Annotated in this window: 19 protein-coding genes and 2 pseudogenes; 9 read left to right on the top strand and 12 right to left on the bottom strand. The window is 70.7% G+C overall.

Going from position 1 to position 24,267, the window contains the following annotated elements:
- A partial coding sequence (locus tag NBZ83_RS04975; RefSeq protein ID WP_261574430.1) for a pentapeptide repeat-containing protein occupies window positions 1-838 on the top strand: 838 nt, incomplete at its 5' end.
- A gap of 343 nt (window positions 839-1,181) precedes the next feature.
- On the top strand, window positions 1,182-1,637 hold the full coding sequence (locus NBZ83_RS04970) for an abortive infection family protein (protein WP_308203763.1): 456 nt from the start codon (window positions 1,182-1,184) through the stop codon (window positions 1,635-1,637).
- A gap of 278 nt (window positions 1,638-1,915) precedes the next feature.
- Here the strand turns inward: NBZ83_RS04970 and acpP are convergent, their stop codons facing one another.
- The 5 genes and pseudogenes from acpP to NBZ83_RS04950 form a co-directional block, all read right to left on the bottom strand.
- Window positions 1,916-2,152, bottom strand: coding sequence for an acyl carrier protein (gene acpP, locus NBZ83_RS04965; RefSeq protein WP_009738523.1), 237 nt, complete (start codon window positions 2,150-2,152; stop codon window positions 1,916-1,918).
- A 408-nt stretch (window positions 2,153-2,560) separates the two neighbouring features.
- Window positions 2,561-3,640, bottom strand: a complete 1,080-nt coding sequence (locus NBZ83_RS04960) for a lipocalin-like domain-containing protein (RefSeq protein ID WP_261565674.1) — start codon at window positions 3,638-3,640, stop codon at window positions 2,561-2,563.
- A 206-nt stretch (window positions 3,641-3,846) separates the two neighbouring features.
- Window positions 3,847-4,215, bottom strand: a pseudogene (locus NBZ83_RS33650) (Tn3 family transposase); the annotation flags it as partial.
- 239 nt (window positions 4,216-4,454) lie between these two features.
- Window positions 4,455-4,940: pseudogene (locus tag NBZ83_RS04955) on the bottom strand (transposase); the annotation flags it as partial.
- Window positions 4,941-5,049: 109 nt separating this feature from the next.
- Window positions 5,050-5,799, bottom strand: coding sequence for a helix-turn-helix domain-containing protein (locus tag NBZ83_RS04950; protein WP_261574429.1), 750 nt, complete (start codon window positions 5,797-5,799; stop codon window positions 5,050-5,052).
- Between the two features lie 253 nt (window positions 5,800-6,052).
- Between NBZ83_RS04950 and NBZ83_RS04945 the strand changes: the two genes are divergently transcribed.
- On the top strand, window positions 6,053-6,499 hold the full coding sequence (locus NBZ83_RS04945; protein ID WP_261574428.1) for a hypothetical protein: 447 nt from the start codon (window positions 6,053-6,055) through the stop codon (window positions 6,497-6,499).
- A gap of 133 nt (window positions 6,500-6,632) precedes the next feature.
- Here the strand turns inward: NBZ83_RS04945 and NBZ83_RS04940 are convergent, their stop codons facing one another.
- From NBZ83_RS04940 to NBZ83_RS04925, 4 genes are all read right to left on the bottom strand, one after another.
- Window positions 6,633-7,187 carry a PIN domain-containing protein gene (locus NBZ83_RS04940; protein WP_261574427.1) on the bottom strand — a complete coding sequence of 185 codons (555 nt, stop codon included), beginning with the start codon at window positions 7,185-7,187 and terminating at the stop codon, window positions 6,633-6,635.
- A 3-nt stretch (window positions 7,188-7,190) separates the two neighbouring features.
- Window positions 7,191-7,667, bottom strand: coding sequence for an excisionase family DNA-binding protein (locus NBZ83_RS04935; RefSeq protein WP_261574426.1), 477 nt, complete (start codon window positions 7,665-7,667; stop codon window positions 7,191-7,193).
- A 564-nt stretch (window positions 7,668-8,231) separates the two neighbouring features.
- Entirely contained in the window at window positions 8,232-9,149 is a 918-nt protein-coding gene (locus NBZ83_RS04930) for an alpha/beta fold hydrolase (RefSeq protein WP_261574425.1), read from the bottom strand.
- 48 nt (window positions 9,150-9,197) lie between these two features.
- The gene (locus tag NBZ83_RS04925; protein WP_261565662.1) at window positions 9,198-10,871 is read right to left on the bottom strand and encodes an alpha-amylase family protein; all 1,674 of its coding nucleotides are present in this window, start codon (window positions 10,869-10,871) and stop codon (window positions 9,198-9,200) included.
- A 139-nt stretch (window positions 10,872-11,010) separates the two neighbouring features.
- On the opposite strand from NBZ83_RS04925, the gene NBZ83_RS04920 reads away from it, so the two are divergent.
- Entirely contained in the window at window positions 11,011-11,145 is a 135-nt protein-coding gene (locus NBZ83_RS04920; RefSeq protein WP_261565660.1) for a hypothetical protein, read from the top strand.
- 202 nt (window positions 11,146-11,347) lie between these two features.
- Window positions 11,348-11,902, top strand: coding sequence for an alcohol dehydrogenase catalytic domain-containing protein (locus tag NBZ83_RS34460; protein ID WP_308203762.1), 555 nt, complete (start codon window positions 11,348-11,350; stop codon window positions 11,900-11,902).
- On the opposite strand, the gene NBZ83_RS04910 is transcribed toward NBZ83_RS34460, so the two are convergent.
- Together NBZ83_RS04910 and NBZ83_RS04905 are read right to left on the bottom strand one after the other, a co-directional pair.
- Window positions 11,850-14,165 (bottom strand): serine/threonine-protein kinase, encoded by a 2,316-nt coding sequence (locus tag NBZ83_RS04910; protein ID WP_261574424.1) that lies wholly within the window; start codon window positions 14,163-14,165, stop codon window positions 11,850-11,852. The two genes, NBZ83_RS34460 and NBZ83_RS04910, sit on opposite strands and share 53 nt — an antisense overlap.
- Window positions 14,166-14,185: 20 nt before the next feature.
- On the bottom strand, window positions 14,186-18,961 hold the full coding sequence (locus NBZ83_RS04905; RefSeq protein WP_261574423.1) for a WD40 repeat domain-containing protein: 4,776 nt from the start codon (window positions 18,959-18,961) through the stop codon (window positions 14,186-14,188).
- A 553-nt stretch (window positions 18,962-19,514) separates the two neighbouring features.
- On the opposite strand from NBZ83_RS04905, the gene NBZ83_RS04900 reads away from it, so the two are divergent.
- Window positions 19,515-19,973, top strand: a complete 459-nt coding sequence (locus tag NBZ83_RS04900) for a nuclear transport factor 2 family protein (RefSeq protein WP_264762868.1) — start codon at window positions 19,515-19,517, stop codon at window positions 19,971-19,973.
- Between the two features lie 115 nt (window positions 19,974-20,088).
- Window positions 20,089-21,285 (top strand): amidohydrolase family protein, encoded by a 1,197-nt coding sequence (locus tag NBZ83_RS04895; RefSeq protein WP_261565652.1) that lies wholly within the window; start codon window positions 20,089-20,091, stop codon window positions 21,283-21,285.
- Window positions 21,286-21,358: 73 nt separating this feature from the next.
- Here NBZ83_RS04895 and NBZ83_RS04890 read toward each other — a convergent pair whose 3' ends face one another.
- Window positions 21,359-21,994, bottom strand: coding sequence for a hypothetical protein (locus NBZ83_RS04890; RefSeq protein ID WP_261565650.1), 636 nt, complete (start codon window positions 21,992-21,994; stop codon window positions 21,359-21,361).
- Between the two features lie 255 nt (window positions 21,995-22,249).
- Between NBZ83_RS04890 and NBZ83_RS04885 the strand changes: the two genes are divergently transcribed.
- The gene (locus NBZ83_RS04885) at window positions 22,250-22,978 is read left to right on the top strand and encodes a FadR/GntR family transcriptional regulator (RefSeq protein ID WP_261565646.1); all 729 of its coding nucleotides are present in this window, start codon (window positions 22,250-22,252) and stop codon (window positions 22,976-22,978) included.
- A 103-nt stretch (window positions 22,979-23,081) separates the two neighbouring features.
- Window positions 23,082-24,263, top strand: a complete 1,182-nt coding sequence (locus tag NBZ83_RS04880) for a serine hydrolase domain-containing protein (RefSeq protein ID WP_261565645.1) — start codon at window positions 23,082-23,084, stop codon at window positions 24,261-24,263.
- Window positions 24,264-24,267: the final 4 nt, after the last annotated feature.

Genomic DNA, 24,267 nt, shown 5'->3' with positions numbered 1-24,267 from the left:
GTTGGGGGCGGTCGCGGCGGTGGTGGGGATCTGGCATCTGCCCGCGCGGATGTATCCGGGTACCAGCGACGGCGCGGTCCAGGCCCGAGCGGCGTTGCAGGGCGGACTGTTGACCGCGGCCGCCGCCCTGGTCGCTGTCGCCGGCGCGTTGATCGCTTTGGATGAGACCCGGCAGGCCAACACCGAAACCCGCCGGGCGAACGAGGCGGCGGACGCCCGCGAGCGGGAGGCGAACAAGAACACCCACGTCCGGGAGCTGTTCACCCGCGCGGTGGACCAGCTCGGTTCGGACAACGGCACGGTCCGCCTCGGGGGGATCTACGCGCTGGAACGCATCGCCACCGACTCCCCGCCCGACCAGCGCACCGTCATGGAAGTCCTCTCCGCCTTCATCCGGACGCGCAGCACCGATCCCGCGCTGCGCCCACCCGCACCCGCCGACGGCGAGCCCCCGGCGCCGCCGGTGCGTCCCGCGGCGGACATCCGCGCCGCCGTCCAGGTCCTCGCCCGCCTCCCTCACCGCGACGGCGTTCCCCGCAGCGACCTCACCGGCGCCGATCTCACCGGCCCCACCAGCCTCGACCACCTCGACCTCACCGAGGCCAACCTCACACGCGCCGGGCTGGCCGGGGTGAACCTCTCCGGCGCCCTGCTGTTCGGGGCGAACCTCTCCGGCGCCCGGCTGTCCGTGGCGGACCTCTCCGGCGCCGAGCTGGGCGGGGCGCACCTCACCAGGGCCCAGGGGTTGATCCAGGAGCAGGTGGACGCCGCCCGGGGCAACGATCGGACCCGTCTTCCGGCGGGGATCGTCCGGCCGGCATCGTGGCCAGAGTCCTGAGCCGAGGATCGGCGTCGCGCCGGTCGTGTCCGATCCCATCCGGCCTCGTCCGTTCCGGGTCGCGATAACATGATCGACCGCGTTGGCTTCCCCCGTCAACGGTCAGGTCCTCGCCGAGCCCGTCCCGGCCGGCGGGCCTCCACGGGGCGGCTGCCCCATCCATCGCGGAGCTGCTCGGCGTCAGCCCCGGCACCCTCTACAACCACATCCCCGACCTACGCGAGCTGCGCGCCGCCGGCCGCGCCCGCCAAGCGTCGCTGCGCGGCGACGGATACATGGTTGACAACGACACGGGCCGCATCATGTCCGCAGGCCCGCGCTTCCCGCCGACTCTCTCGCCAATCTGAAAGACGCCTCGGCGATTCCTGATCATCTCGACCGGATCCAGCGCTCGATCGTCGACGATCCTGCCCAGGCGATCGGCAGCGCGAAGGAGCTCGTCGAGAGCACTGCCAAGGTCGTCCTCATCGAACGCGGCCTCGCCGTCGACGAAAGGGCCGACCTGCCCGCTCTTGTCCGCGACGCCCAGCAGGCCCTCGGCCTGCGTCCCTCGCCAACAATCCCGGGTCCTGATGGGAGCGACGGCGTAAAGAAGATCCTCGGCGCCGTGTCCGGCATCCCGGTCGGCCTTGGTGAACTCCGCAACCGTCGCTACGGCACCGGCCATGGCCCAGCCGGCGCCCGCACCGGGCTACGACCTCGCCACGCCCATCTCGCAGTCAACGCTGCCCTCACCTGGTGCCACCTCGTCCTCGACACCCTCTCCGGCCCCGATGCCCCCTGGCGTAAGACGATCTAGATCATCGTTAGCGCCAACGGCTGTATGAATCCTCCTCGCCCCCCGGCGCCACCGACAGGTATCGCAGGCGGGCTGATCGTCCGCGACTGGGGACAGATCGCCTCGGGGGCGTCCGCGACGGCCGGCGCCGTGGTCGGCTTCACCGGCGGGATGGCCGGCGCGGCCGGCGCCGGCACAGTCCCTCGCGGCCCGCAGGCGGCAGCAGGATCTCCTCCATCAGGACCGAGTAGCCGTCGTCCCACGGCGCGCGGATCGCGTGGACAACCCGACAGCGTTCCCTACCGCCGGCGCGCGTTGATCCAGTCGATGGCATCCTGTACGGTGTTGATCTCCTCGGCGTCCTCGTCGGATATACCGATGGAGAACTCCTCTTCCAGAGCCACGCCCAGCTCGACAAGGTCCAGGGAGTCCGCTCCCAGGTCCTCGACGAATGACGCGTTGTTCGTCACCTCCTCCGGCTTGACGTTCAGCTGCTCCACGACCACGTTCTTTACGCGCTCCTCGACGGTGGACACTCCGCGGCCTCCTGCTCCGACGTGCATGGGAACGGACACGACCCGCATATTCTCCGATCGGTCCACGCAGCGAGCTCCGCCGCCCATCCCTGATGGGTGATGCTCGCTGGGCTCTGTCCCGTCTGGCGCCATGCCCGCCCGGCCGGGGGTAGCAGCGCCTGTAGCAACGGGCGCGTCGTCGGCGGACGACCATGTACGCCGACGTACATCGTGACCTGTGGACAAGCCGACGCAGCAAGGAGCGGAGCTTGCCTTCTTCACCCCGTGCAGGCTGATCAGTTCCCACATCGCCGAGAGCCGGTCGGCCGCCGCCTCGTCACTGCTCATCGCCGGCCTCTTGGCGATGCCGCCCGGACCTGGAACTCAGTCCTGACGCTCAGCCATGACCGTTCGCCCGACGGGCCGCCGCTACTTCCAGATACCGAACTGCTCGACGTAGGCCTGGCCGGTGACGTGCGTGCCGTCGACCGTGCCGGTCACGGTGGACGCTGCCTCGTTGATGCCCGGAGTGAACGGCAGTCCTGCCTGGATCTCCTGCAGCGTGGGCGTTGCGGTGACGGTGAGCGTGGTCCTGCCCCTCTTTGCCAGGCTGGGGATCTCCACGGTCCACTTACCTGCGTAGCGCTGACCGGTGGTGGGGCTGGTCTGAAAGTCGGTCGCACCCTTGGCCAGCGGGTTCACGGAAACGACGCTCTCCGAGCCGTCCGGATGCAGCACGGTGGCCCAGTGCTGCTCGCCCTGCGCGCTGTAGAGGTCCGAGAGGCTGATCGAGTCGCCGTTGTGCAGCTGAATGGACATCCAGGTCCACTTGCGCAGCTGGCTCCAGTCCCACTGGCCCCACTGGCGGTCGAGCCAGGACTTACCGGTGATCTTGCTGGCCTTGCCGTCCACGGTGACGGTCCCTGAGGTCTCCAAGTTCGGCAGCGAGTAGTAGTAGCTGGAGCCTCCCAGGACGGGGATGAGCCCGGTGCCGTTCTCGTACATCGGGGCGCCCCTGGCGTTCAGCGTGAGGTCGAGCGTCCCGCCGGGCAGCGTCGCGGTCAGGTGCATGGCGTTCATCGGGCCGGACAGCGTGGCGTTGGGCATACGTACGTCGAGCTGGGTGGTCGACGCGCTGAAGGTGCCGGGCTTGTTCATGACTTGCTGCGAGTAGTACCTGCCCGACGTGATGTCGTTGATGGCGATCTCGGTGACCCCACTCGAGGTGAGCTGCACCTCGTAGCCGAACTTGTGTCCATGGGCGGCGACTTGGCCCACGGTGTACCACCACTCCTCGCCGACGCCCGGGTGCGCCGCCTGGTCGGCCGGAAGGTGCACGAAGGTGGGAATCGCTGCGACGGGCGCGCTCGGCTCCTGGGGCGCGGCAGGACCGGCCTGGCCGGTGGCGGCCGAACTCGCCTGGGGGGTCGCCACGGCGAGGGCAGCCGCGACCCCGGCCGCAGCCAGGCCACGGAACCTGTGGGATGCGAGAATCGAGGGTAGGGGCATGGCGGATTCCTTCCAGCTTTCAGGTCCCGCTGACGGCGGCGGCTACGTGCCGAGTGCGTTGTAGACGATGAGCGCGGTGGCGGTGGCGGTGGCGGTGGCGGTGTCGGTGTCGGTGTCGGTGTCGGTGATCGTCTGTTCGGTGGGGCGGGGGTCCCAGCCGAGCTGGGTGCGTGCTTTGCTGCTGTCGACGAGCCTCTTGCGGCCGCGTTCCAGTTCTCCACGACCTGCAGGCCCTCGTGGATCTCCTTGCGCATCTCCTCATCACTGAGGTAGTCGCAGATGAACGCCGTACGCACCACCCGCCCCAGCTCCTCGATGGCCTGGTAGGCCGGGTGCTTGGGGCCGCCCTTGGTGAACCGGCGGAGCACCTGCTCGGCCTCGGCGGCGCCCAGCCGCAGGGCGGTGGTGTACTTCACGATCTGGTCGTACTGCTGGGCGATCAGGTCCCAGCCGATGGTCTTGCCGGAGAGAACCGGTGCCAGGGTGGGCCGGTTCTTGTCCTCGCCGGCCGCCGACCGGTACAGCCGCGAGCGGCCGATGTTCTTCAGCCGGGGCATCAGCCGGAAGTCCAGCATGTGCGCGAGAGCCTGTCACGATTTCCGTGTAAGCCAGAGATGAAAAACTTACGCGTTCATGCTATCGGAAGGGTAGGCGTCCGGGGAGGAGGTTCGCGAGCGAGTTGAGTGCGACTTTCCACCCGTGGATCCTGGTTCCGGACTCCCCGCCCCGGTGACTCGATATGTTACGGAGCCCGAGATGGAGCAGCTTCATTGCCGCGTCGCGGTCCGGGAAATGCCCCCGGTTCTTCGTGATTTTCGAGGGGCCGGGACTGCCAGGCCTTGCTCTCGTCGACGACGACCTCGGTGACATGCGAGATCAGTTCCCGGGAGGCCTGGACCCCGTAGACCTCGCGCAGGTGCGCCTCGATGTCGCGGGTCGTCATGCCCCGTGAGTACAACGACACCGATCGTGTCGTCGAGGTTCCGCGGCGCGCCCGTTTCGCCACGATCGTCGGCTCGAAGGAGCTGTTCCGGTCACGTGGTACCTCGATCTCGACCGGCCCGTTCCGTGTCGACACCGTCTTCGTGGACTTCCCGTTCCGGGAGTTTCCCGTGTCCTGACCGGCCGGATCACCCATCTCGTAGCCGAGATGGTCCGTCATCTCGACCTGCAGGGCCCGTTCGAGGACGGCCTTCGTCATCTGGTTCAACAGGCCGTCGACGCCGCCGATCGGTGTTCCGGTCGCTTTCGCGTCCGTCAACAACGTGTCGATCGCCTCGGGTGCGAAAGCGTCGTCGATCCTCTTTGCCGCCGCTTCGTCTTTTGTCCGAAGCGTCGTGCTCTGTGTCATTCGGTGTCCCTTTCCGACCCGCCCGATCAAGGTAGATCGATCCTGGTCCACCTCCGGCTTACACAGTCGTCATGACACGCCCCGGCGCGGGCCTTACCGGCGATGTCCGCGGCAGCGGTGTGCCGGCCGGTGTAGTGGCGATCGACGTCTTCAACGTTGCCACCGAGCCGCTGAGTAGCGGGTCGTCGACGTCGCGGGCGTAGAGCTCGGCGAGGGAGGCGAAGCGGCGGGCGGCCGCGTCGTCGCCGAGGTTGAAGGCGAGCCAGCCGGCGGTGAACGAGAACAGGCCCGCCATCACCGTCACCCGGGTACGGACCCGCGCTGACAGCCGGCTGTCGAGGAGCCGTTCGTCGAGCTCGTCGAGGGTCAGCGGATCCGGGTCGGCGGAGGCGACCCGCCGGGACACCTCGGCGGCGATCCCCGCGGCGACCGTCAACGCGCCGGCCTGGACGAACTCTCGTCGGTCCGTGGTCGTCTCCTCCTCGGCCTCTCGGGCCGGACCGTCCTGGTCCTGGCCGCCGCCAGCCTCCGCGCGGGCTCGTAGTTCACCGAGGCGCAGCGCCTGGTCCGCCGCGCGGATCCGATCACCCAGCCCGGTCAGCTCACCCGCGGTGCCGAACACGTCGTCATAAGCCTGGAGAACATGCCGGGCCGGGAGCCGGCCGCTGTTCCGGATCGCCGAGGCATTCTTGCGGTCATAGCGGGTCCGTGCTTCCAGTTGGACACCGGACAGATCGTGCCGCTCCTGAAGCTGTCGGAACCGGGCCGCGAGCTGCTGTTTCAGACCCTCGACGTCGTCAGCATCCACGGCGGTTCCCCTCAGCCGTCGGCGGGTGTCGGGTGGGACATCGTCTCCCACCCCCCGGGCGCACGATCTCACCGTTCCCGCGCCACGTCACCCGCTGTGTCATGGGTCGTGCACGGCGGGAAACAGCCCGGCCACTTCCCCACACGGACCGGTCATCGCCCTGCCTGCGAAGCCCCCCACCCGCGGCGCCCTCGTCGTGTCCACACGCCGCGGGTGGGGAGCCTCAACCCACCCATCAAAAAGGAGACCGGCTATGAACCACGAGAACCCAGCCCCGCCTCGGGCCGCCGTGGCACTCGTCGACCTGCCGAGCCCGCATCTTGCCGGCGAGCGTGCCGCGGTGATCCTCGACGCGATCGAGGCGCACCCGGAGTTCGATCGGCTGCGGGCGAGCACCCTGAAGTACCCGACGTGCTGGGCGACGTTCACCGGCTATCCGCTGATCGCCGAGTGGGACCTCGACGCCGACGGGCCGCACCTGTTCGTCGAGGCGCTGCGCACGATGGCGATGAAGGCGGGCACCCTCGCCGCGCGTCCCTGGCAGGGCACGCGCCCGACCAGCAGCCCGGGTGTCCCAGCCACCGAAGCTGCCATGCAGCTCAACGCGCTGGGCCTGACGGTGGATCAGCGGACGGTTCTGATCGCCGCCTCAGTGGAGAACTTCTGCCCGCGACACTGTGACGCACTTGGCGCGTTGTAGGTCAGGCTGTTCGGTCGACGGCCGAGGCAGGGCCCGGGGGCAGCCGGTAGGACACCCCGGGCTGAGGTCCACCGTCGCGGGATCGTCCGGTGCGGGTGCCTTCTCTGCCGCCGCCTGACCGACCTTCACGCGGTTATGGTGCGCGGAGTGCGGTGATCGACTCGACGAGTCCGTTGTGTTCGAGCTGCCGCAGGATGTCGTCGACGGACTCGGGAGGGTTCGTTCGAGAGTCAGCGATCTGTCGGATGGCTGCGGCAACCGTCTGCACTCGGATGCCGACCTGGTCCAAGACGAACGCATCGGGTGACTTGGCTTCGACGCCCCATGGTTCCAGGCAGGCGGCAGGAAAGTCCTTCAGGTTCCGAGTGACGATGACCTGCGCACCGGCCTTGATCGCAGCGGCCAGCACATGCCGATCTTTGAGGTCGGGGAGTTTGAGACCCTCGATCAGTGGCTCGTAGTCAGACACCAAGACGTCTCTGATGGCCCCGTTCATGAGGCTGCGGAGGCGCTCGAGCTTCTCGGACGGAATGTCTGGCCGGTTCCGGCCGATCGCGGTGATCGTCTCATCGAGGATCTCGTTGGTCCACTTCGCATGGACCAGACCTGACTGTGCGATCCGGATCAACAGGTCGCGCAAGGTGTTCGGGTAGAGCACGTTGGCGTCGTAGACCACCGTGAAGGCCATGGGTCAGTACAGCCCCAGTTCCTGGGTCAGCTCGGTCAGATCATCGGCCGCGCGCCGCCGCTCCAGATCGTCGCGGCTTGTGTACTCATGAAGGTCACGGAACTTGATCCGCCGGTGGGTGCCGACTAGACGGTAGGGGATCTTGTCGGACTCAAGTAGCTTGATCAGGTAGGGTCGCGACACGTTCAGGAAGTCGGCTGCCTGCTGGGTGGTCAACTCGGCAGAGTCGGGTATGACGTTGACGCCCTCACCCTGCGCCAGAAGCAAAAGGATCTTGGCGAGCAGGACGGTGGCTTCCCGCGGGACAACCAGGGCGTCAGCACCGGCCAGCTCGCCCTGAATTGTGTCCTGATCGACGCCAGGGTGCGTCGTGAGGTACTCGCCGATGCGGCGCGCTGCCCGCCGGGCAAGCTCCGCACCTGGGTCCCGCCTAGCGGTGTTGTCAACCGAGCCGGGCATCTCCGCCACCTCCATCGACATTCGCAGCCCCGTCCGCTAGTGCTCAGGGCTCCAACCGCATCATCCGCAGCAGACGCAATATTCGCAAGCGCTGTGGGTGAGTCGTCATCCGGCCATGCCTACGGCCTGCGTAGCGAGCGCCAGAGCGTGCTGTCGTCGCCTCCACCATCGTGGCCGCCGTGGCTCCTCCGGCCTGGCGGCCGACCCGCGACGTGCCAGCCCAGACAACATCCATCCCGCCGTGTGGCTCGAACCGGGCCAGGTCACGGAGCGTCCCGCCGACGAGGGAACGCCCGGTGCGGACATGGTGCGGACACCCGGCCCACTTTCAGCCCCTCGACGGCCATCGTCCGCACCCGTCCGCGACGCGAAACCCTTTACGTTGCAATTACTTTCGCTTACTCGCACTCGCGGCCACTCGGCCGTCGGGGGAGTTCGAATCTCTCATCCTCCGCAAGGGATCTTGACTCCTGGGCGGGATGTTCGTCGTGACCTTGCCCGACGGCGCGGACCAGGTCACGATCTTGCGGTCTCAGGTCTGGTCTCACTCACCCTGCTGGAGGCGGCGGGCCGGCATCACCGGCATCACCGACGTGTAGAGGCACGGTGAGCCTGGGCGCGCTTGCTTGTTCGTGTGACCTTGGGGGTGCGCAGCGTCAGTTTCGGGTGGGGCCGATATGCCCGCCGGGCTGGTCGGGCGCGGGCCACCAGCTCGCGGATGCGGGCGCTGACCTGGTGCGGGCGTTCCAGGATGACGGCGTGGCCGGCGCCCTTCTCGACCCAGAGTTCGGCCTGGGGCAGGGCCTTGGCCAGCGTGCGGCTGTGTTCCAGCGGGGTCATGACGTCGGCGTCGCCGACGAGCAGCAGGGTGGGGATGTCGCGCAGCGCGCCGGCGGCGGCCAGCCGATCGTGGTCGAGCAGGGTGGGCAGGAAGGCGCCGACCACGGGAATCGGGGTGCTTGCGATCATCTCCTCCAGGGAGTGGACCACCGGCTCCGGCACCCGGGTCGAGCCGAACCCGACCCGGCGAGTCAGCGCACGTGACACGCTGCTGCCCCGCCATCGGATCCGTTCCAGCAGCGACGGGGCGTGCTGCATCCCGACGGCCACCCCGGGCAGGACGCGCCGCGCCGCCGCGGTGATACCGGCCGGCAGCCCGAACGCCAGGCGGGTCAGTTCGCCCGCGCTCGTGGACAGCAGGGCCACGGCGATGATCCGGTCGCCGAACAGCTCCGGGTGCGTCTCGGCCAACCCGAGGACGGTCATCCCGCCCATCGAGTGGCCGATGAGCACGACCGGACCGGTCGGCGCCCGGTCGTCGAGGACCCGGTGCAGGTCGTCGGCGAGCTGGGCGATGGTGCAGTGCTCGACGTCGGACGGGCCGGACCGGCCGTGCGCGCGCTGGTCGTAGCTGACCGTGCGCCCCAGATCGGCCAGATCCTGGCGCTGGAAGTGCCAGGCGTCCGCGGTCATGCAGAAGCCGTGGACGAAGACCAGGGTCATCGCCGCGGCCCGGTCCGCGGCCGGCCGCGGACCGGGCGGAAGCGGCGCTCAGTCTTCGGTGCGCAGCCAGTGGGCGGCGTAGGCGTCGAGGTCCAGGCGCAGGGATCCGTCGTCGTCCACGGTCCGGACGGTGCCGGCCTGCTCGCCGAGCAGCTCGACGAGCCGGGTGCCCGGGTCGACATCTTTCAGCGGGAGGGTGACGCTCGTCGGCGAGTCGGCGAAGTTGTGCAGGGTGAGCACGGCCCGCCCGTCGTGCTCCGTCCAGTGCGCCAGCACGGACGCGGTGTCGTGGTCGAGGGTGGCGCCGGCACCCCAGGCGAGCTCGGGGCACTGCCGGTAGCGGCGCACCAGCGCGGCCACCCAGGAGAACAGCGAGGTGGGATCGTGGCGCTGCGCCGCCACGTTGACCTTCGCCGGGCCGTACTCGCCCCGGACGACGGGAGCGGGCAGGCGGTCCGCGTCCACGTCCGGGTCCACGGTCGAGAAGCCGCCGTTCGGGCCGTCGGACCACTGCATGGGGACCCGGACCGCCTCGCGGCCGGGGATGTCGAGGTTCTCACCCATCCCGATCTCCTCGCCGTAGAACAGCGTCGGCGTGCCGGGCAGGGCGAACAGCAGGCTGTAGACCATGCGGATGCGGGCGGGGTCGCCGTCGAGCATCGGGGGCAGGCGCCGGCGCAGACCCCGGCCGTAGAGCTGCATGTCCTCGCGCGGGCCGAAGGCGGCGAACACCTCCTGACGTTCGTCGTCGTCGAGTTTGTCGAGGGTGAGCTCGTCGTGGTTGCGGACGAAGGTCGCCCAGTGACCGTCCTTCGGCGCGGGCGGCCGGGCGCGCAGCGTCTCGAGCAGCGGCGTCGCGTCGTGGCGGGCCAGTGCCAGGTAGAGCTGCTGCATGCCGGGGAAGTCGAAGCACATCGTGAGCTCGTCGCCGTCCTCGTCCCCGAAGAACCGGCGGGTGTCGTCGTAGGGCAGGTTGACCTCGCCGAGCAGGATCACCTCCCCGTTGCGGCGGGAGACGAACGCGCGCAGGTCGCGCAGGTACTCGTGCGGGTCGGGCAACGCCTCGGCGTCCGCGGCGCCGTCGGTCTCCAGCAGGAACGGCACCGCGTCCACCCGGAAACCGGATAGGCCGAGCTCGATCCAGAAGCCCATGATCCGCGCGATCTCGTCGCGGACCGCGGGGTTCGCCACGTCCAGGTCGGGCTGATGCTTGTAGAAACGGTGCAGGTAGTACTGGCCGGCGGCGTCGTCGTACTGCCAGACGCTGTCCTCCTGGTCGGGGAAGACGACGTCGGACGGGCCGTCGGCCGGGGGCTCGTCCCGCCAGACGTAGTAGCCCCGGTACGGCGAATCCCGGCTGCCGCGGGCGCTGACGAACCAGGGGTGCTGGTCGGAGGTGTGGTTGACGACCAGGTCGGCGATCACCCGGATGCCCCGGTCGCGGGCCACCAGGAGGAACTCCACCAGGTCGCCGTGGGTGCCCAGCCGGGGGTCGACGCCGTAGAAGTCGGTGATGTCGTAGCCGTCGTCACGGTCGGGCGACGGGTAGAAGGGCATCAGCCAGATGCAGGTGACCCCGAGTTCGTGCAGATAGTCGATCCGCTGGGCGAGGCCGCGGAAGTCGCCGCAGCCGTCGCCGTTGCCGTCGGCGAAGGTCTCCACGTCCAGGCAGTAGATGACGGCGTTCTTCCACCACAGGTCGGCGGTTCGGCTCAGTCGCATCGTCGCCCGCCTCAGCTTTCGCCGGATCCGGCCTGCTCCGCCTTTGTGACGGCGTCGGGTAGGCCGCCCGGTGAGATCTTCTTATGTGGCGAGTGGATACCGCATACGGTCATTTTGCGGTGTTGCCCCGCGGCCGGCGGTGTATCCCCATCGGTGGAATCTTGTTGTCGCGCCGGCCGACGCGCTGCTCTCCCTGCGCCGGGCGGGGATCGAGGCGCTGCGCGAGGACCGGGCGGACGACCCGGGCGACATCGTGGACGCGCCCGAGACCTGAGCCCCGGGCGACCGGCGCCGCTGCGCACCGGTAGGCCGGCAGCGCCGAGGGAGCGTCGTCGGCGCCGGTTCCCAGGCCCGAGTGACCCGGATCGTGGCGAGCCCACCGCCGTGGGCTCGGCCGCCCCGACGGCCGGGCTCGTTTACCCGGCGGGCTCCCGGACACCGGGCGGCAGAGCGGTCCGCGCGGTGGAGGTGGGGCGATGAAGGCGGCTACCTGGCACGGCAGGCGGGACGTCCGGGTGCAGGACGTGCCCGATCCCAGGATCGAGGAACCGACGGACGCGATCGTCCGGATCACGACCACGAACATCTGCGGATCCGACCTTCACCTGTACGAGGTCCTCGGGGCGTTCATGCGCGAGGGCGACATCCTCGGGCACGAGCCGATGGGGATCGTCGAGGAGGTCGGGCCCGAGGTCACCAGTCTGAAGGCGGGGGACCGGGTCGTCGTCCCGTTCCAGCTCGCCGGCCGACGGCGCGTCGGGGCTGTCGTCGGGCAGCGGGTGAAACCAGTTCTCTTCCACGAGGAATGCTTCCAGGGTTTCACGTTCGCCGGCGGCGCTGGCCTGCACGACCCGCAGGGCCGGCGGGCGTGGCGATGGCGGCTGCACGCCGGCAACCGGAACGCGACACGTTCTGAGCGACGGCCCTGCCCGGCCGGTCATCCGTCGACGGGGACGGCGTGTCGGGGCGTCCGGAGGGTCAGCCGGTCGGCGGGCGCAGGAGGTCGATGCGGTGGCGGGCCGCGTCGGTGAGATAGATGGCGCCGTGTGGGCCGACGGCGATGTCCGAGGGCTGCTCCGCCTGGTGGGTGAGCGGGTGGACCAGGTGGTCGGCCGTCATGAGCCGGACGTTCGCGCCGTCGGGATCGACAGTGAGCAGGGAGCCGTCGGCGGTCGTCGCGAGCATGCGGGGGCGGCCGATGTCCGCCTGGTGCGCGGGCACCACGCCGTCGCGGGCGCCGCCGTAGAACACGCCCGCGACGGTGCTGACGGTCGCGTCGGGCGAGATCATCCGGATGCAGCGGTTGTCGGTGTCCGCCACGTAGACGCGGCCGTCGGCCGCGCGGACGACATCGTGGGGGCGCCGCAGCTGGGCGAACCGGGCGGGACCGCCGTCACCCGACCGGCCGGGCAGCCCGATTCCGGCGAACGGGTGGACCCACCCGTCGGGATCGACGATCAGGATCCGGTGGTTGCCCGTGTCCGCGAGGTAGACCAGCCCGGTGGGATCGACGCAGACGGAGTGCGGCCGGTTGAGCGCCACCGTCGGCCCGGGGCCGAACCCGGAGCGGTTGGCCGAACCGGCGGCCGAACCGGCGGCTGAACCGGACGTCGGGCCGGGGGTCGGACCCGTTGCCGCGCTGGTGACAGAGCCGGTGGCGAGGCCGGCGACGGTGGTGATGCGACCGGCCACGTCGACTCGGCGAATCCGGTTGTTGAAACTGTCCGCGATGAGGACGGAGCCGTCGGGGGCCACGGCGAGTCCGCAGGGAGCGTCCAGCTCGGCCTCGGTCGCCGGGCCGCCGTCGCCGCGCCCGCCGCTCTTGCCGGAGCCGGCGACGTGGATGACCGCGCCGCCCGGGGCGATGGCGATCACCCGGTTGCGTCGTCGCTGCGAGACGTAGAGCGTGCCGTCGCAGGCCACGGCCAGGCCATAGGCGTACTCGGCGGAGATCGGGAACCGTCGTTCGTCCGCCGGGGCTTCCGGCGCGGTGGGGGTCGCGGACGGGACCGGGGTCTCTGGCCGAGCGGCCCGTCGACCACCGCGCCGGGCTAGCCGGATGCTTGGCCGCCCACGCCACCGCGGGGCCTCGCCGTCACCGGAACCCGACGGTTCGGCGACGGCCCGTGACCCAGGCCGTTCGACGACCGTCTCCATCTCCGTCTCCGCGTCCGCGTCCGCGCCTGCGCCTGCGTCGACATCCGCCGGCCCGCGGGGTCCGCTCGGGGGAGGGGCGAACTCGGGCGGAAACCCAGTCGGATGCGACCCTGGCCCGAGCGGCTGCAGCTGCGACCCTGGCGGCTGCGGCTGCGGCTGCGGCTGCGGCTGCGGCTGCGGCTGCGGCTGCGGGGGTGCGGGTGCGGGTGCGGGTGCGAGCGCGGGCCAGGCGGCGGGGCTGGCACCGCGGGCGGCGTCGCGGATCTCGTCGTCGAGGCGCAGGGGGATCGGGGCCCTCGACAGCCAGGCCGGACCGAGGGTGCGTGCCGCCGCGGTCGCCAGTTCCAGGGCGAAGGCGCGGGCGGAGTGCGGTCGGGCGCCGGGGTCCTTGCGCAGGACCCGCTCGACGACGGCGGCCAGGGCCGGGGGGACGGTCGTCAGGGGCGCCGGCGTCACCGCCAGGTGATGGTTCATCAGCTCCAGCACCGGCATGCTGCGCGGGAACGGCGGCCGTCCGCTCATCAGTTCGTACAGGACGATGCCCAGGGCGTAGAGGTCGCAGCCCGGACCGAGGGGCCGTCCGTCGATCTGCTCGGGTGCCATGTAGACGGGGGTGCCGACGAGGGTGCTGGCCATCGCGGCCGAGTCCCGCATGAGTTTGGCGATGCCGAAGTCGGTGACCTTCAGCAGGCCGTCGGAGGCGAACAGCATGTTGTCCGGTTTGACGTCACGGTGCAGGATCTCGCCCGCGTGGGCGCACTCCAGGGCGGCGGCGGCGGCGAGCCCGGCGGCGCAGACCGCGTCGAGGGTCAGGCCGTCGGCGGCCCGGGCCCGCATGCTGCCGCCGGGCAGCCGTTCCATCACGAGCAGGCAGAGCTCGTCGGCCTCGACGTAGTCGTAGACCCGGACCACGTGGGGATGGTCGAGGCCGGCGAGCACCCGGGCCTCGTCCTGGAAGCGGTCGGTCCCGCGGCCGGGGGGCGGGTCGGCGCCCGCCGTCAGGACCTTGATCGCGACGTCTCGTTCGAGGCGGCGGTGCCGGCCGGCGAGGACCAGGCCGTAGCCGCCGCGCCCGAGGATGGGGCCGATCTCGTACGCGGACAGTGCGTTCGCAATCAGCTCACGATCGATGATCAACCGCGTCGGCCCCCGACCTCTCAGGTACAGGGTGGATCATAGGTGAGCCCCGGCAGGTGCTGCTTCCATTCTTCGCGGGTCAGCCGATCGCCGGCGGTCCGGCAGATGCGATCGATGACGGCGTCCGCGTCGAGCGGCCAGATGAACCCGGTGACCTGGTAAGGCGCCCCGGCCAGGAAGCTACCGTCCGGGCTGAACGCGATCTCGGCGAAGCTGTTGTACCGGCCGTTCAGGGTCGCTCGCGGTTTCGGGTTCGAGGGATCGGACAGGTCCCACATCCGAACGGTTCCATCGCCCACGCCGGCAGCCATCAGCGCGGTCCTCGGCTGGAAGTCGATCGAGTTCACCCCGATGCCCAGCCCGCTGATGGCCGGCAGGGCTCGGGGACGGGCCCGGTCGGAGACGTCCCACAGGTTGATCTGGGGCGTGTAGCTGCCCGCCGCGAGCGTCCGGCCGTCGGGGGAGAAGGCCAGGGTGATCAGGGCCGTCGAAAGCCCGGTCAGGGTGGCCACGGTGGTTGGCCGGTTCGGGTCGCGGACGTCCCACAGCCGGATGGTGCGATCGCTGCTGCCCGAGGCTAGGGTCCGCCCATCGGGGCTGAACTGGACCGCGGTGATGTCGTAGCGGTGCCCGGTCGTGCGGGCCGTCTGGCGGGGCCGGGCCGGATCGGAGATGTCGTACAGGGACAGCACGGGTTCGGTGCCGGCCAGCGCGAGCAGGCGTCCGTCGGGGCTGACCGAGAGCGAGCTCAGGCCGCCGATGCCGGGATGCACCGTGCTGAGCAGGCGGGGCTTGCGGCGATCGGCCAACGACCAGAACGACATCTCGGCCGCGAAGTCCGGCGAGTCGTTCGTGGTCGTCGTGATCAGGGTCCGGCCGTCGGGGGTGAACCCGACCGCGTCCACCGGCCCGTTGAATCCGGTCAGCTCGGCGGTGGGAACCGGACGGTCCCGGTCACCGACGTCCCACAGCCGCACCGTCTGGCCGTAGTCGCCGGTGGCCACCAGTCTGCTGTCCGGATGGACGGCGACGGACCAGAGGAACTTGCGATGGCCGACGAGCGCCGCCCCCGGGACGTCCCACAGCCGCAGCGCACCGTCGTCCGCGCCCGAGGCCAGGGTCCGGCCGTCGGGGCTGAACGCCAGGCTCCACGGCTTCGAGCCGTGCGCCAACGAGGCGATGGCATCGGAGTGCCGGGCCGGGTCGTAGACGCTGACCGAACTGGTCGAAGCGACCGCCACAAGATCGTCCAGTGAGCTCACCGCGACCGCCTCGACGGGCTTGGTGGTGTCGATGACCTGCATGACCTTCGGCTGGGCGGGGTCGCGGACGTCATAGACCCGGGCGGTGGTGTCGTCGCTGCCCACCACCGCGGTGTGGCCGTCCGGGGCATAGGCGACCGCCCGGACGCGGTTGGTGTCGTCGAGCACCACGCTGGAGTCGACCTGGCTGGTCAGGCCGGCGGTCAGGGTCGGGCGGGCCGAATCGGTGAGGTCCCACAGCAGGGCCCGGCCGTCGTCGCCGCCGGTGAGCAGCCGCCGGCCGTCCGGGCTGAAAGCCAGTGCACGGACCTCTCCGGTGTGCGCGGTCAGCGCGGCGCCCGGCGCGATCGCGGCCGGGTCGTCGACGTTCCACAGCCGGACCTGGGAGCCGAAGCCGCCGGTGGCCAGCAGCCGGCCGACCGGGCTGAACGCCAACCCGTAGATCGTGGTGGTGGCGCCGCGCAGCACACCGGCAGGACGCGGGTGTGCGGGATCGGCGATGTCCCAGAATCTGACCGTCCGGTCATCGCTGCCGGTGGCGAGCAACCGGCCGTCGGCTGAGAAGGCCACCGATTTCACGGCCAGGGTGTGTCCCTTGATCGTGCTCAGCGGGTCGTGCCGCGCCGGCTGATCGGCCGCCCAGAGCGCGACCGTCCAGTCGTCGCTGGCCGTGGCGACCAGCCGGCCGTCCCGGCTGTAGGCCACGGCGCCGATGGGCCGGGTGTGGCCGCCAAGGTGCCGGGTGGCGAACCCGTGGCCGTTGGAGAACGTGCCGAGCAGGGAGCCGCGCGCCTCGGCCGTCGGGGCCAGCCGGTAGGCGACCGCGGCCAGCTGCGCCGCCACCAGCGGATCGGTCGAGGCCAGGACGGAGGACTGGATGCCGATCTGCCGGGAACGGGCCTCGTCGCGCTGGTCGGCGATGTGCGAGCGCTGCGCGAACGCGAACGCCATCGCGGCCGAGGCGAACAGGAACAGCACCGTGAGGGCGGCGACGAGCTGGCGCAGCCGACGGGAACGGCGGGCCTCGGTCCGCTGCCCGGCCTTCTCGGCGGCGAAGGATGCGGCGAGGAAGTCCTGCCCGGTACCGCCCAGCTCGGAGCGGTGGTCGCGGGTCTGGGCCCACTCCCGGATCGCGGCCAACCGGCTGCCGGTGAACAGATAGGACGAGTCGCGGCCCCGCTCGTCCCAGGACGTCGCGGAATCGATGATCTGCTGGCGGGTGACCGCGCCGGCCCGGTCGACGTCGATCCAGTCCCGCAACCGCGGCCAGGAGCGCAGGAGCGCCTCGTGCGAGAGCTGGACGTCATCGGCATCCACCGAGACGAGCCGGGCGTCGACGAGCGCCCCCAGCACACCGGCCGCGCCGCCCGCCCGGCCGTCGGCCGCCCTTGCGGCCGGGCTGTCTGCCGGGCCGTCTGCCGGGCTGTCGGTCGGGCTCGGGTCCAGCCCGGACAGAAGGTCGTCCCGTCGCACCCGGCGGCGGGTGTCCTCGGTGCCCTCGCCGAACCGGACCAGCCGCAGCACCAGCTGGCGGGCGACGTCCTGGCCCGCGGCGTCCAGCGCGCCGTAGGTCTCCTCGGCGGTCTGGGCGATGGCCCCGTGCACGCCGCCGACCCGTAGGTAGTCCGAGACGGTCATGTCGGCGCCGGACCGGGCGTCCCAGGTCGCGCGCAGCGCGTGGGCGAGCAGCGGCAGCGATCCCGGGTCGGCGACCACGTCGTTCTCGGCCGCGCCGATGTCGTGCACCATCAGGTCGACGAGCCCCGGCTCGACGTCGACGCCGGCCGCCCGCGCCGGTCTGGTGATGGCGTCGCGGACCTCGGCCGACGTCATCGGGCCGACCACCACCTGGCCGGTGGCCAGGGCGTCGACCAGCTCGGGGTGGGCGGCACACCAGCCGTAGAAGTCGGCCCGGACACCGAGGACGACCACCGCCGGCGGCGTTGAGTGACCGTCGGTGCTCGAGGCGGCTACCAGGGCCCGGATGAACGCCGTGCGTTCGGCCTTGTCCGCGCAGAGGGTGAACGTCTCCTCGAACTGGTCGACGACGATCACGATCCGGGCGGGCGTCGCGGCCGCCGACGGACGCAGGGCCAGGATCTCGCGCAGCGCGGCGGGAAAACTGTCCGGACGGGCGAGCACGTCGAGGTGCGCGGGACCGAGGACGGGCAGCCCGGCAGCGCGGGCCACCTGGCGGGCGAGGGTCTCGGCCGGATGCTCCCCGGGGGCCATCAGGATCTGGGGCCAGGACCGGGAGCCCGGCACCGCACCGGCGGCCAGCGCCGGCAGCACGCCAGCCCGCACCAGCGAGGACTTACCCGAACCGGATGCGCCCACCAGCACCAGCGGACCGGCGCCGGCCAGACGGCCCTCCAGCCGGGCCAGCGCGTCCGCGATCGCGCGTTCCCGGCCGAAGAAGACCAGGCGGGAATCGGCGTCGAACGACGACAGGCCGGGGTACGGGCTCGGTAGTGCATCCGTGGCCGGCTGGTCTTCGGGTTGATTCCACGGCGCCCCGCCGGCGGCGCCACCCGAGCCGGCGGCGCCCCCCGATCCGATCCGAACGGCGCGGTCCCCGGCCGGTGCGGCCGACCCGGTCGGCGGGGCGGGCAGGATGCTCGGGGTGAACACCGGTCCGGGCCCGTCGGTCAGGACGGTCGTGCGGGCTGGTTCCCGTTCGACGAGCGGCGGTGTGTGGGCCGAGTTGAAGGTCAGGATCGCCGTGTCGGATCCCGGCACGGGGTGATGCTGCACGGAGCCGGAGCCGGAGCCGGAGCGGGCCGCGCGGCGCTGGACGATCCGCCGGGCGACATGGCCCACGGACAAGGGGGACGGACCGTCCGGATCTCCGTTGACGATCAGACTCTCGAGCTCGGTCCACAGTGCCAGGGCGGGTCCGTCGGCGGAACAGGCCAGGATCTCGACGTCGGCCGCCTGCGGTGGCAGCCCGTCGAGGGAAATCGGGATCAGGACCGGATCCGAGCCCGCGGCGGCGTGCTGGCTTGGGACCGGCCGGTTCGAACCGGCCTGCGGGATGAGTCGGGTCGTGATCCCGTCCAGCAGGAGGATGCGCGTCGGGGCCCGGGAGGCGGCGAGGGTCGCCACCAAGGTCGGCAGGCCGACGGTGGTGTAGGCAAGACCGCCGGACTGGACCGGGGCGGCCATTGTCGTGCCGGTGCCGGTGCCGGTCGAGGCGGTGATGGTGGTGGTGGATGCGGCGGTGGCCAGCTGGGCTGTCCCGGTCGCGTCGATGAACACCGGCCCGGCGTAGTAGACGACCAGCGCGTTGTCGGCCTGCTCGGTGGCCTCGGCGAGCGCTGCGCCGACATCCATCGGGGTGGCCGGGTTCCACAGCGTCCGCAGGCCTTCGGTGGGAAGTCCGCACCGCTGCTGGAACAGCCGGCTCAGCCCGGTCACGGCCGCTTCGACGGCCGACCCCTCGGAGACGGTGGGGGTCCCGATGAGGAGTACCCGTGCACCCGGTGCGGTCAGTAGCCAGGCAGCCGCGCTGCGGGAGGCTTCTGCGGCGGACATGATCTCGATGGCCCCCTGATCAGCCGGGGATCACGAGAACGCCCGTCCGTCCCAGCCCCCCGGTCTGGTGTTTGCGACGCTGGCTCCGATGATAGGGACAGCAACGCCCGATGAATCCGTCCTGCGACGACATTGGCCGGATCCTGTCCGCCGAGCGACATCCGAAGCGCGGCCGATGGGGTGGCGCGCCCCCGGGCGGGCGCCGCCGTGTCGCCGACCACTCGGATATTCGTCTAGATGATAAGCGCCGCCGGTTCGCCGATCCGAGGCGGCGGATGACCCGTGAGGTGCTTACGGTCGTGCTTGCGGGCCGCCGTCGCCGGCCACTATCATCTAGACGATAGGAAGGGTGGGCGGTCGGCGTGGCGGGACATGCCTGCGGTCGCGGTGCCGATCGGTCGTCGCTGCGGGCGGCTGTCCGCCTGAGCCGCCAGATCGTCCCGAGTGCCGCGCCCGGCGGGCATGATCCGGCCGCGGAAGACGCATCAGGGCTCGACCCGGCCAACACGGCGAACGGGGTTCCCATGTCCTTGTCGGCCACGTCTGGAGCGTTATGACAAACGAAGAGGTTCGCACGCGGGTGGGGGTCGCCGACCTGCTGGCCAAATACCAGTTTCTCGCCGACTCGGGCAAGATTCGGCAGCTGTCCGCGCTGTTCACCGCCGACGCGGTGTTCGAGAACAACACCGGCCGGCACCACGGGCCGGCCGGTGTCCTGGAGTTCTTCCGCGACACCAAGGACAGTTTCATCGCGGCCGACCTCCTGCCGGCCCGGCATTACCTCAGCTCGATCTATGTCGATCCCCGTCCCGACGGTGGAGCCTCGGCCTACGCCTGCTTCCAGTTCGTCGGGACCCGCGGCCTGGATCACTGGGGGACCTACCGCGACGAGATCGTCGAGTCCGCCGGCACCTGGCTGTTCGCCGGCCGCAAGGCGATCGTCGAAGGCTGCGTGCCGGACTCGCCCGTCGTCGCCCTCCTCGGCCTGGCCTCGGCCGGGGCCCGTTCGTGAGCGCACCCGCCGGCCGGCTGCCGGGACGGGTCGCCGTCATCGGCGGCGCAGGCCCGGGCGTTGAGTTGGTCGGCCGGATCTATTGGACTGAAAGCCCGAGAAACGGAGCGAGAGCATGACCACCGCCACACCGATCGACTTTTCGGTCTATGACGCCGACCAGCACTACTACGAAGTCGCCGACAGCTTCACCCGGCACCTGGACCCGAGGTATTCATACGCGTTTCGCTGGGTGACGGACAAGGCCAACGGTCGCACCCAGTTGTTAGTCGGCGACAAAGTCTTCAGGATGATCTCCAACCCCACCTTCGACCCGGTGGGAAAGCCCGGTGCGCTCGCGGCCTACTTCCGTGGCGAGAACACCGAGGGGCAGAGCTTCAAGAAGATGATGGGGCGGATGGAGCCGATCCGTCCCGAGTACACCCGTCGAGCCGAGCGCGCCGTCGTCATGGCGGGCCAGGGGGTGGCGGGCGCATTTCTGCTGCCGACGCTCGCGCTTGGCCTCGAGGAACTGCTCACCGACAACCCCCCGGCGCTGTTCGCCGTGCTCCACGCGCTCAACGCGTGGATCGACGAGGAGTGGGGATTCGCCCGCGACAAAATGATCATCGCTCCGCCGGTCCTGAGCCTCATGGATCCCCGTCTCGCCGAGGAGGAGCTTCGCTGGGTGATCGAACGCGGCACCAAGGCGATCGTGCTTCGTCCCGCGCCGGTCGTGGGTCCGTACGGAAACCGGTCGCCCGCGGATCCGGTGTACGACCGCTTCTGGTCGATGTGTGAGGACGCGGACGTGGCGGTCGCCTTCCACGCGGCCGACTCGGGGTACGCCGGACACGTGCGGGCCTGGGGCGAGCGCGTCCAGTTCGCCAGCGAAAGCACCTCGGCGCTGGCCGAGGTCCTGTCGGTGCACATTGAGCGTCCCATCAGCGAGACGATCGCCGCCGCGATCTGCCACGGACTGTTCGACCGGCATCCGCGCCTGCGCTTCGCCTCCATCGAGCTGGGCTCCGGATGGGTGCCCGAGCTGCTTCGGCGGCTCCGCCAGTCCTACCGCAAGATTCCGTATGCCTTCGGCGCGGACCCGGTGGAGACGTTCCACGAGCACATCTACGTGGCGCCGTTCCAGGAGGACAACCTGACCGTACTCCTGGACCACATGCGCGTGGATCGCGTCCTGTTCGGCTCGGACTGGCCGCATCCCGAGGGTTTCGCCCGGCCCACGGACTTCATCGCGGACATCGCCGACCTGAGTCCGGCGGATAAGAAGAAACTGATGTCCGACAACTTCCGTAGCCTGATCGTGCTGCCCTGAACGTGCGGGACGACCGCGATCCGTCCTAATCCCCGCCCACCGACACCGGGTGCGCCGGAAAATGTCCGCCGACTTATGGCGAGGGCGATTCCGGAACATCGGATACGCGAGTGGGATTGACCGGCTCGTCGGCTCCGTCGCGTCGTGGGCTGATCGGCGGCCATTGCGGGCGGAGCCCCGGCAGGCCGGAGAAGCTCACGCGCGGCGGGCCGCCGGGCGCCGGCTGGCGCCGCGCGGCGTCGACCGGGGAGGTGGTGGCGGCTCGGCGCGCGATCGTCGAACGCCGCTCCGCCGTCGAACGCCGCTCCGCGGGCGCCCGCGTGCTGGCCGAATCGACCGGGTCCGCCGCCTGAGTGCCCGCACCCGCCGCGGGCGGCTCGGAGGTGATGTCCGCATCGGACAGGTACCCCATGCGCTCGAGCTCATCGGTGTTCCAGCCGACGTCGAGGGCGGCCCGGTACTGAGCCTCGTACGCGAGCGCGGCCTGGTGGGCGCCCTCTTGAGCGGCCTCGACGAGATCATGTCCCTGCCGGACCGCGGCCTGCACCGCCTCGTCGGCCTGGGCCCGCGCACGCTCCACGGCAGCGACCGCATCGGTGCGAAGGAGAGCCGCGACGCCGAGTTCGCCGATCGTGGCGATGCGGTTGCTTGTCATGAACTCCGCGAGCGCCGCCTCCATGGCCGCCCGCCGAGCGTGGCTCTCCGTCATCACTGCGCCGCCTTCGCCGTCGAGCCGTGCGTACGCTGCCGCCTGGCCTCGCCGAGCCGGATGCGCCCAGGCCAAGGGTAGCAAGAGGCATCCTGGCCGCCTTTGCTCGCGAGATTCGACCAGGGACCCGCTATCATCTATATGATAGGGATGTAAGTTCAATATGAACACTTAGGTGATGGGATGCCCTCTATAACCAGCGTGCGAGGCCATGGGGCATCGGCCCGTGCCGTGTACAAGGATCGCGTCCCGAAGATGTCGGAACTTATCGCGGCGCATCTTCGCCACCAGATCGTCAGCGGTGAGCTGCGCGCCGGCGACACGCTCCCCCCGGAAAACGAGCTCCTGACGCACTTCGCCGTTTCTCGGCCGACCCTGCGTGAGGCGTTCCGGATCCTCGAGGCGGAGTCCCTGCTGATCGTGCGGCGCGGTAACCGCGGCGGCGCGGAGGTGACGGTTCCCGACCTGTCGGTCGCCGCGCGCCACGTCGGAGTGCTGCTGCAACTGAGCGGGACCACCATCGAGGACGTGCATGAGGCCCGGGCCGTGCTCGAGCCCGCGGCTGCGCGGATGCTCGCCCTGCGACGAACCGATCAGGACCTCACCGACCTCCGCGGCTGTATCGAGAATCTACGCGCGGCCACCGAGGAACACACCGACCCCTTCGTCTGGTTCGAGACCGGTTATGTCTTCCACGACCTGGTCGTCGAACGAGCGGGTAACCGGACCCTGGCGATCGAGGCCGGAATCCTCCGTGAGGTCATCACCACTCATGTCGCCGCGGCCATCTCGCGTACCTCCGAGGAGCCGCAGACACTCCAGGCGTTCCGGAAGACCATTCGCGCATACACCCGCCTCGTCTCCCTCATCGAAGCGCGTGACGCGCCCAGGGCCGAGGAGTACTGGCGTAAGCACATGGAGGTGTCCGCCCGGATCCTGCTACGTGACGCGCGGGCGAAGATGGTTGTTGATCTGTTCGACTGAGCGTCCGAAACCCGCGCCGGTTCACCCGATCCTTCATGGCACGGCGGGCAACGTTGTCGGACCTCGGTCGTAGCCTCCCCGTGAGCGAGGGAGGACGGATGACATGGCAGGACAGATGACATGGCAGGACAGTGGCGCGGTGGCGCCTGCCGACGCGGGTTTCGAGCGGGTCTGGCGGGTGCCGGACGGGCAGGTGGCGTCCGGGCGGATCCCCGGTTACGTCGGCGCGATCCGCGTCGGCGGGCGGGTGGAGGTGCGCGCGGGCGGGCGGATGGCGCTCGGGCCGGCGAGCGCGCCGATGGTCGAGGACACGCGGTTCCGGCTCGCGTCCGCCACCAAGCTGACGGCCGGCGTGCTCGCGCTCGGTCTCGCGCACGACGGCGCGTTCGAGCTCGACGATCCGATCGCCCGCTGGCTGCCGGAGGCGGCGGCGCCGCGGGTCCTGGTGGCGCCGGACGCGCCGCTCGACCGCACCGTCGAGGCGCACCGGCCGATCACCGTCCGGCATCTGCTGACCATGACCTGCGGCTGGGGTGCGGTCCTGACACAGACGCCGTTGCAGGCGGAGATGATGCGGCGGGGAGTCCACCCCGGCCCGCTGACGCCGCGGATGACCGCGGACGAGTTCGTGGCCGGGGTCGCCGGGTTGCCGTTGGCGTTCCAGCCGGGCGAGGGCTGGCTCTACGACACGGGGATCGACCTGCTCGGCGTGTTGCTCGCCCGCTGTGTCGGGCGGCCGCTGTCCGAGCTGGTCGCGGAGCGGATCACCGGCCCGCTGGGGATGGCGTCCACCGGATTCTGGGAGCCGGATCCGAGCCTGCTCGCCACGGCCTACACCCCCGGTCCCGATGGGCTCGAGCTGCTGGACCCGGCCGACGGTGCGTTCGCCCGCCCGCCGTTGTTCGAGGAGCTCAGCTCGGGGCTGGTGTCCACCGCGCCCGACGTCCTGCGTTTCCTGTGCGCGCTTGCGGACGGCGGCGGCCCGCTGCTGCCCGCCGGGGCGGTGGCGCGGATGACGGCCGACGCGCTCACCGACGCCCAGCGTGGCCAGGCGTTGCCGATCGTCGGTCCCGGCGGGTCGTGGGGGCTGGGCACGGGTGTTGACATCGAGGCGGCCGAGCCGTGGATGACACCCGGACGCTGGGGCTGGGACGGCGGGACGGGAACCACCGCGTACGTCGATCCGACTCGTGGCACCGTCGGTGTCCTGCTCACGCAGCGGGCGAAGACCGGCCCGATGGACGGGTTCGGGGAGTTCTGGACGGCGGTCGCCGCGGTCGCCTGACCGG

Origin of the sequence: Frankia gtarii (genome assembly GCF_025403375.1) — a bacterium.
Taxonomy (GTDB): Bacteria; Actinomycetota; Actinomycetes; order Frankiales; family Frankiaceae; genus Frankia; species Frankia gtarii.
Note: the sequence above shows the minus strand (reverse complement) of the source record. Positions and strands in the feature narration are given on the sequence as shown.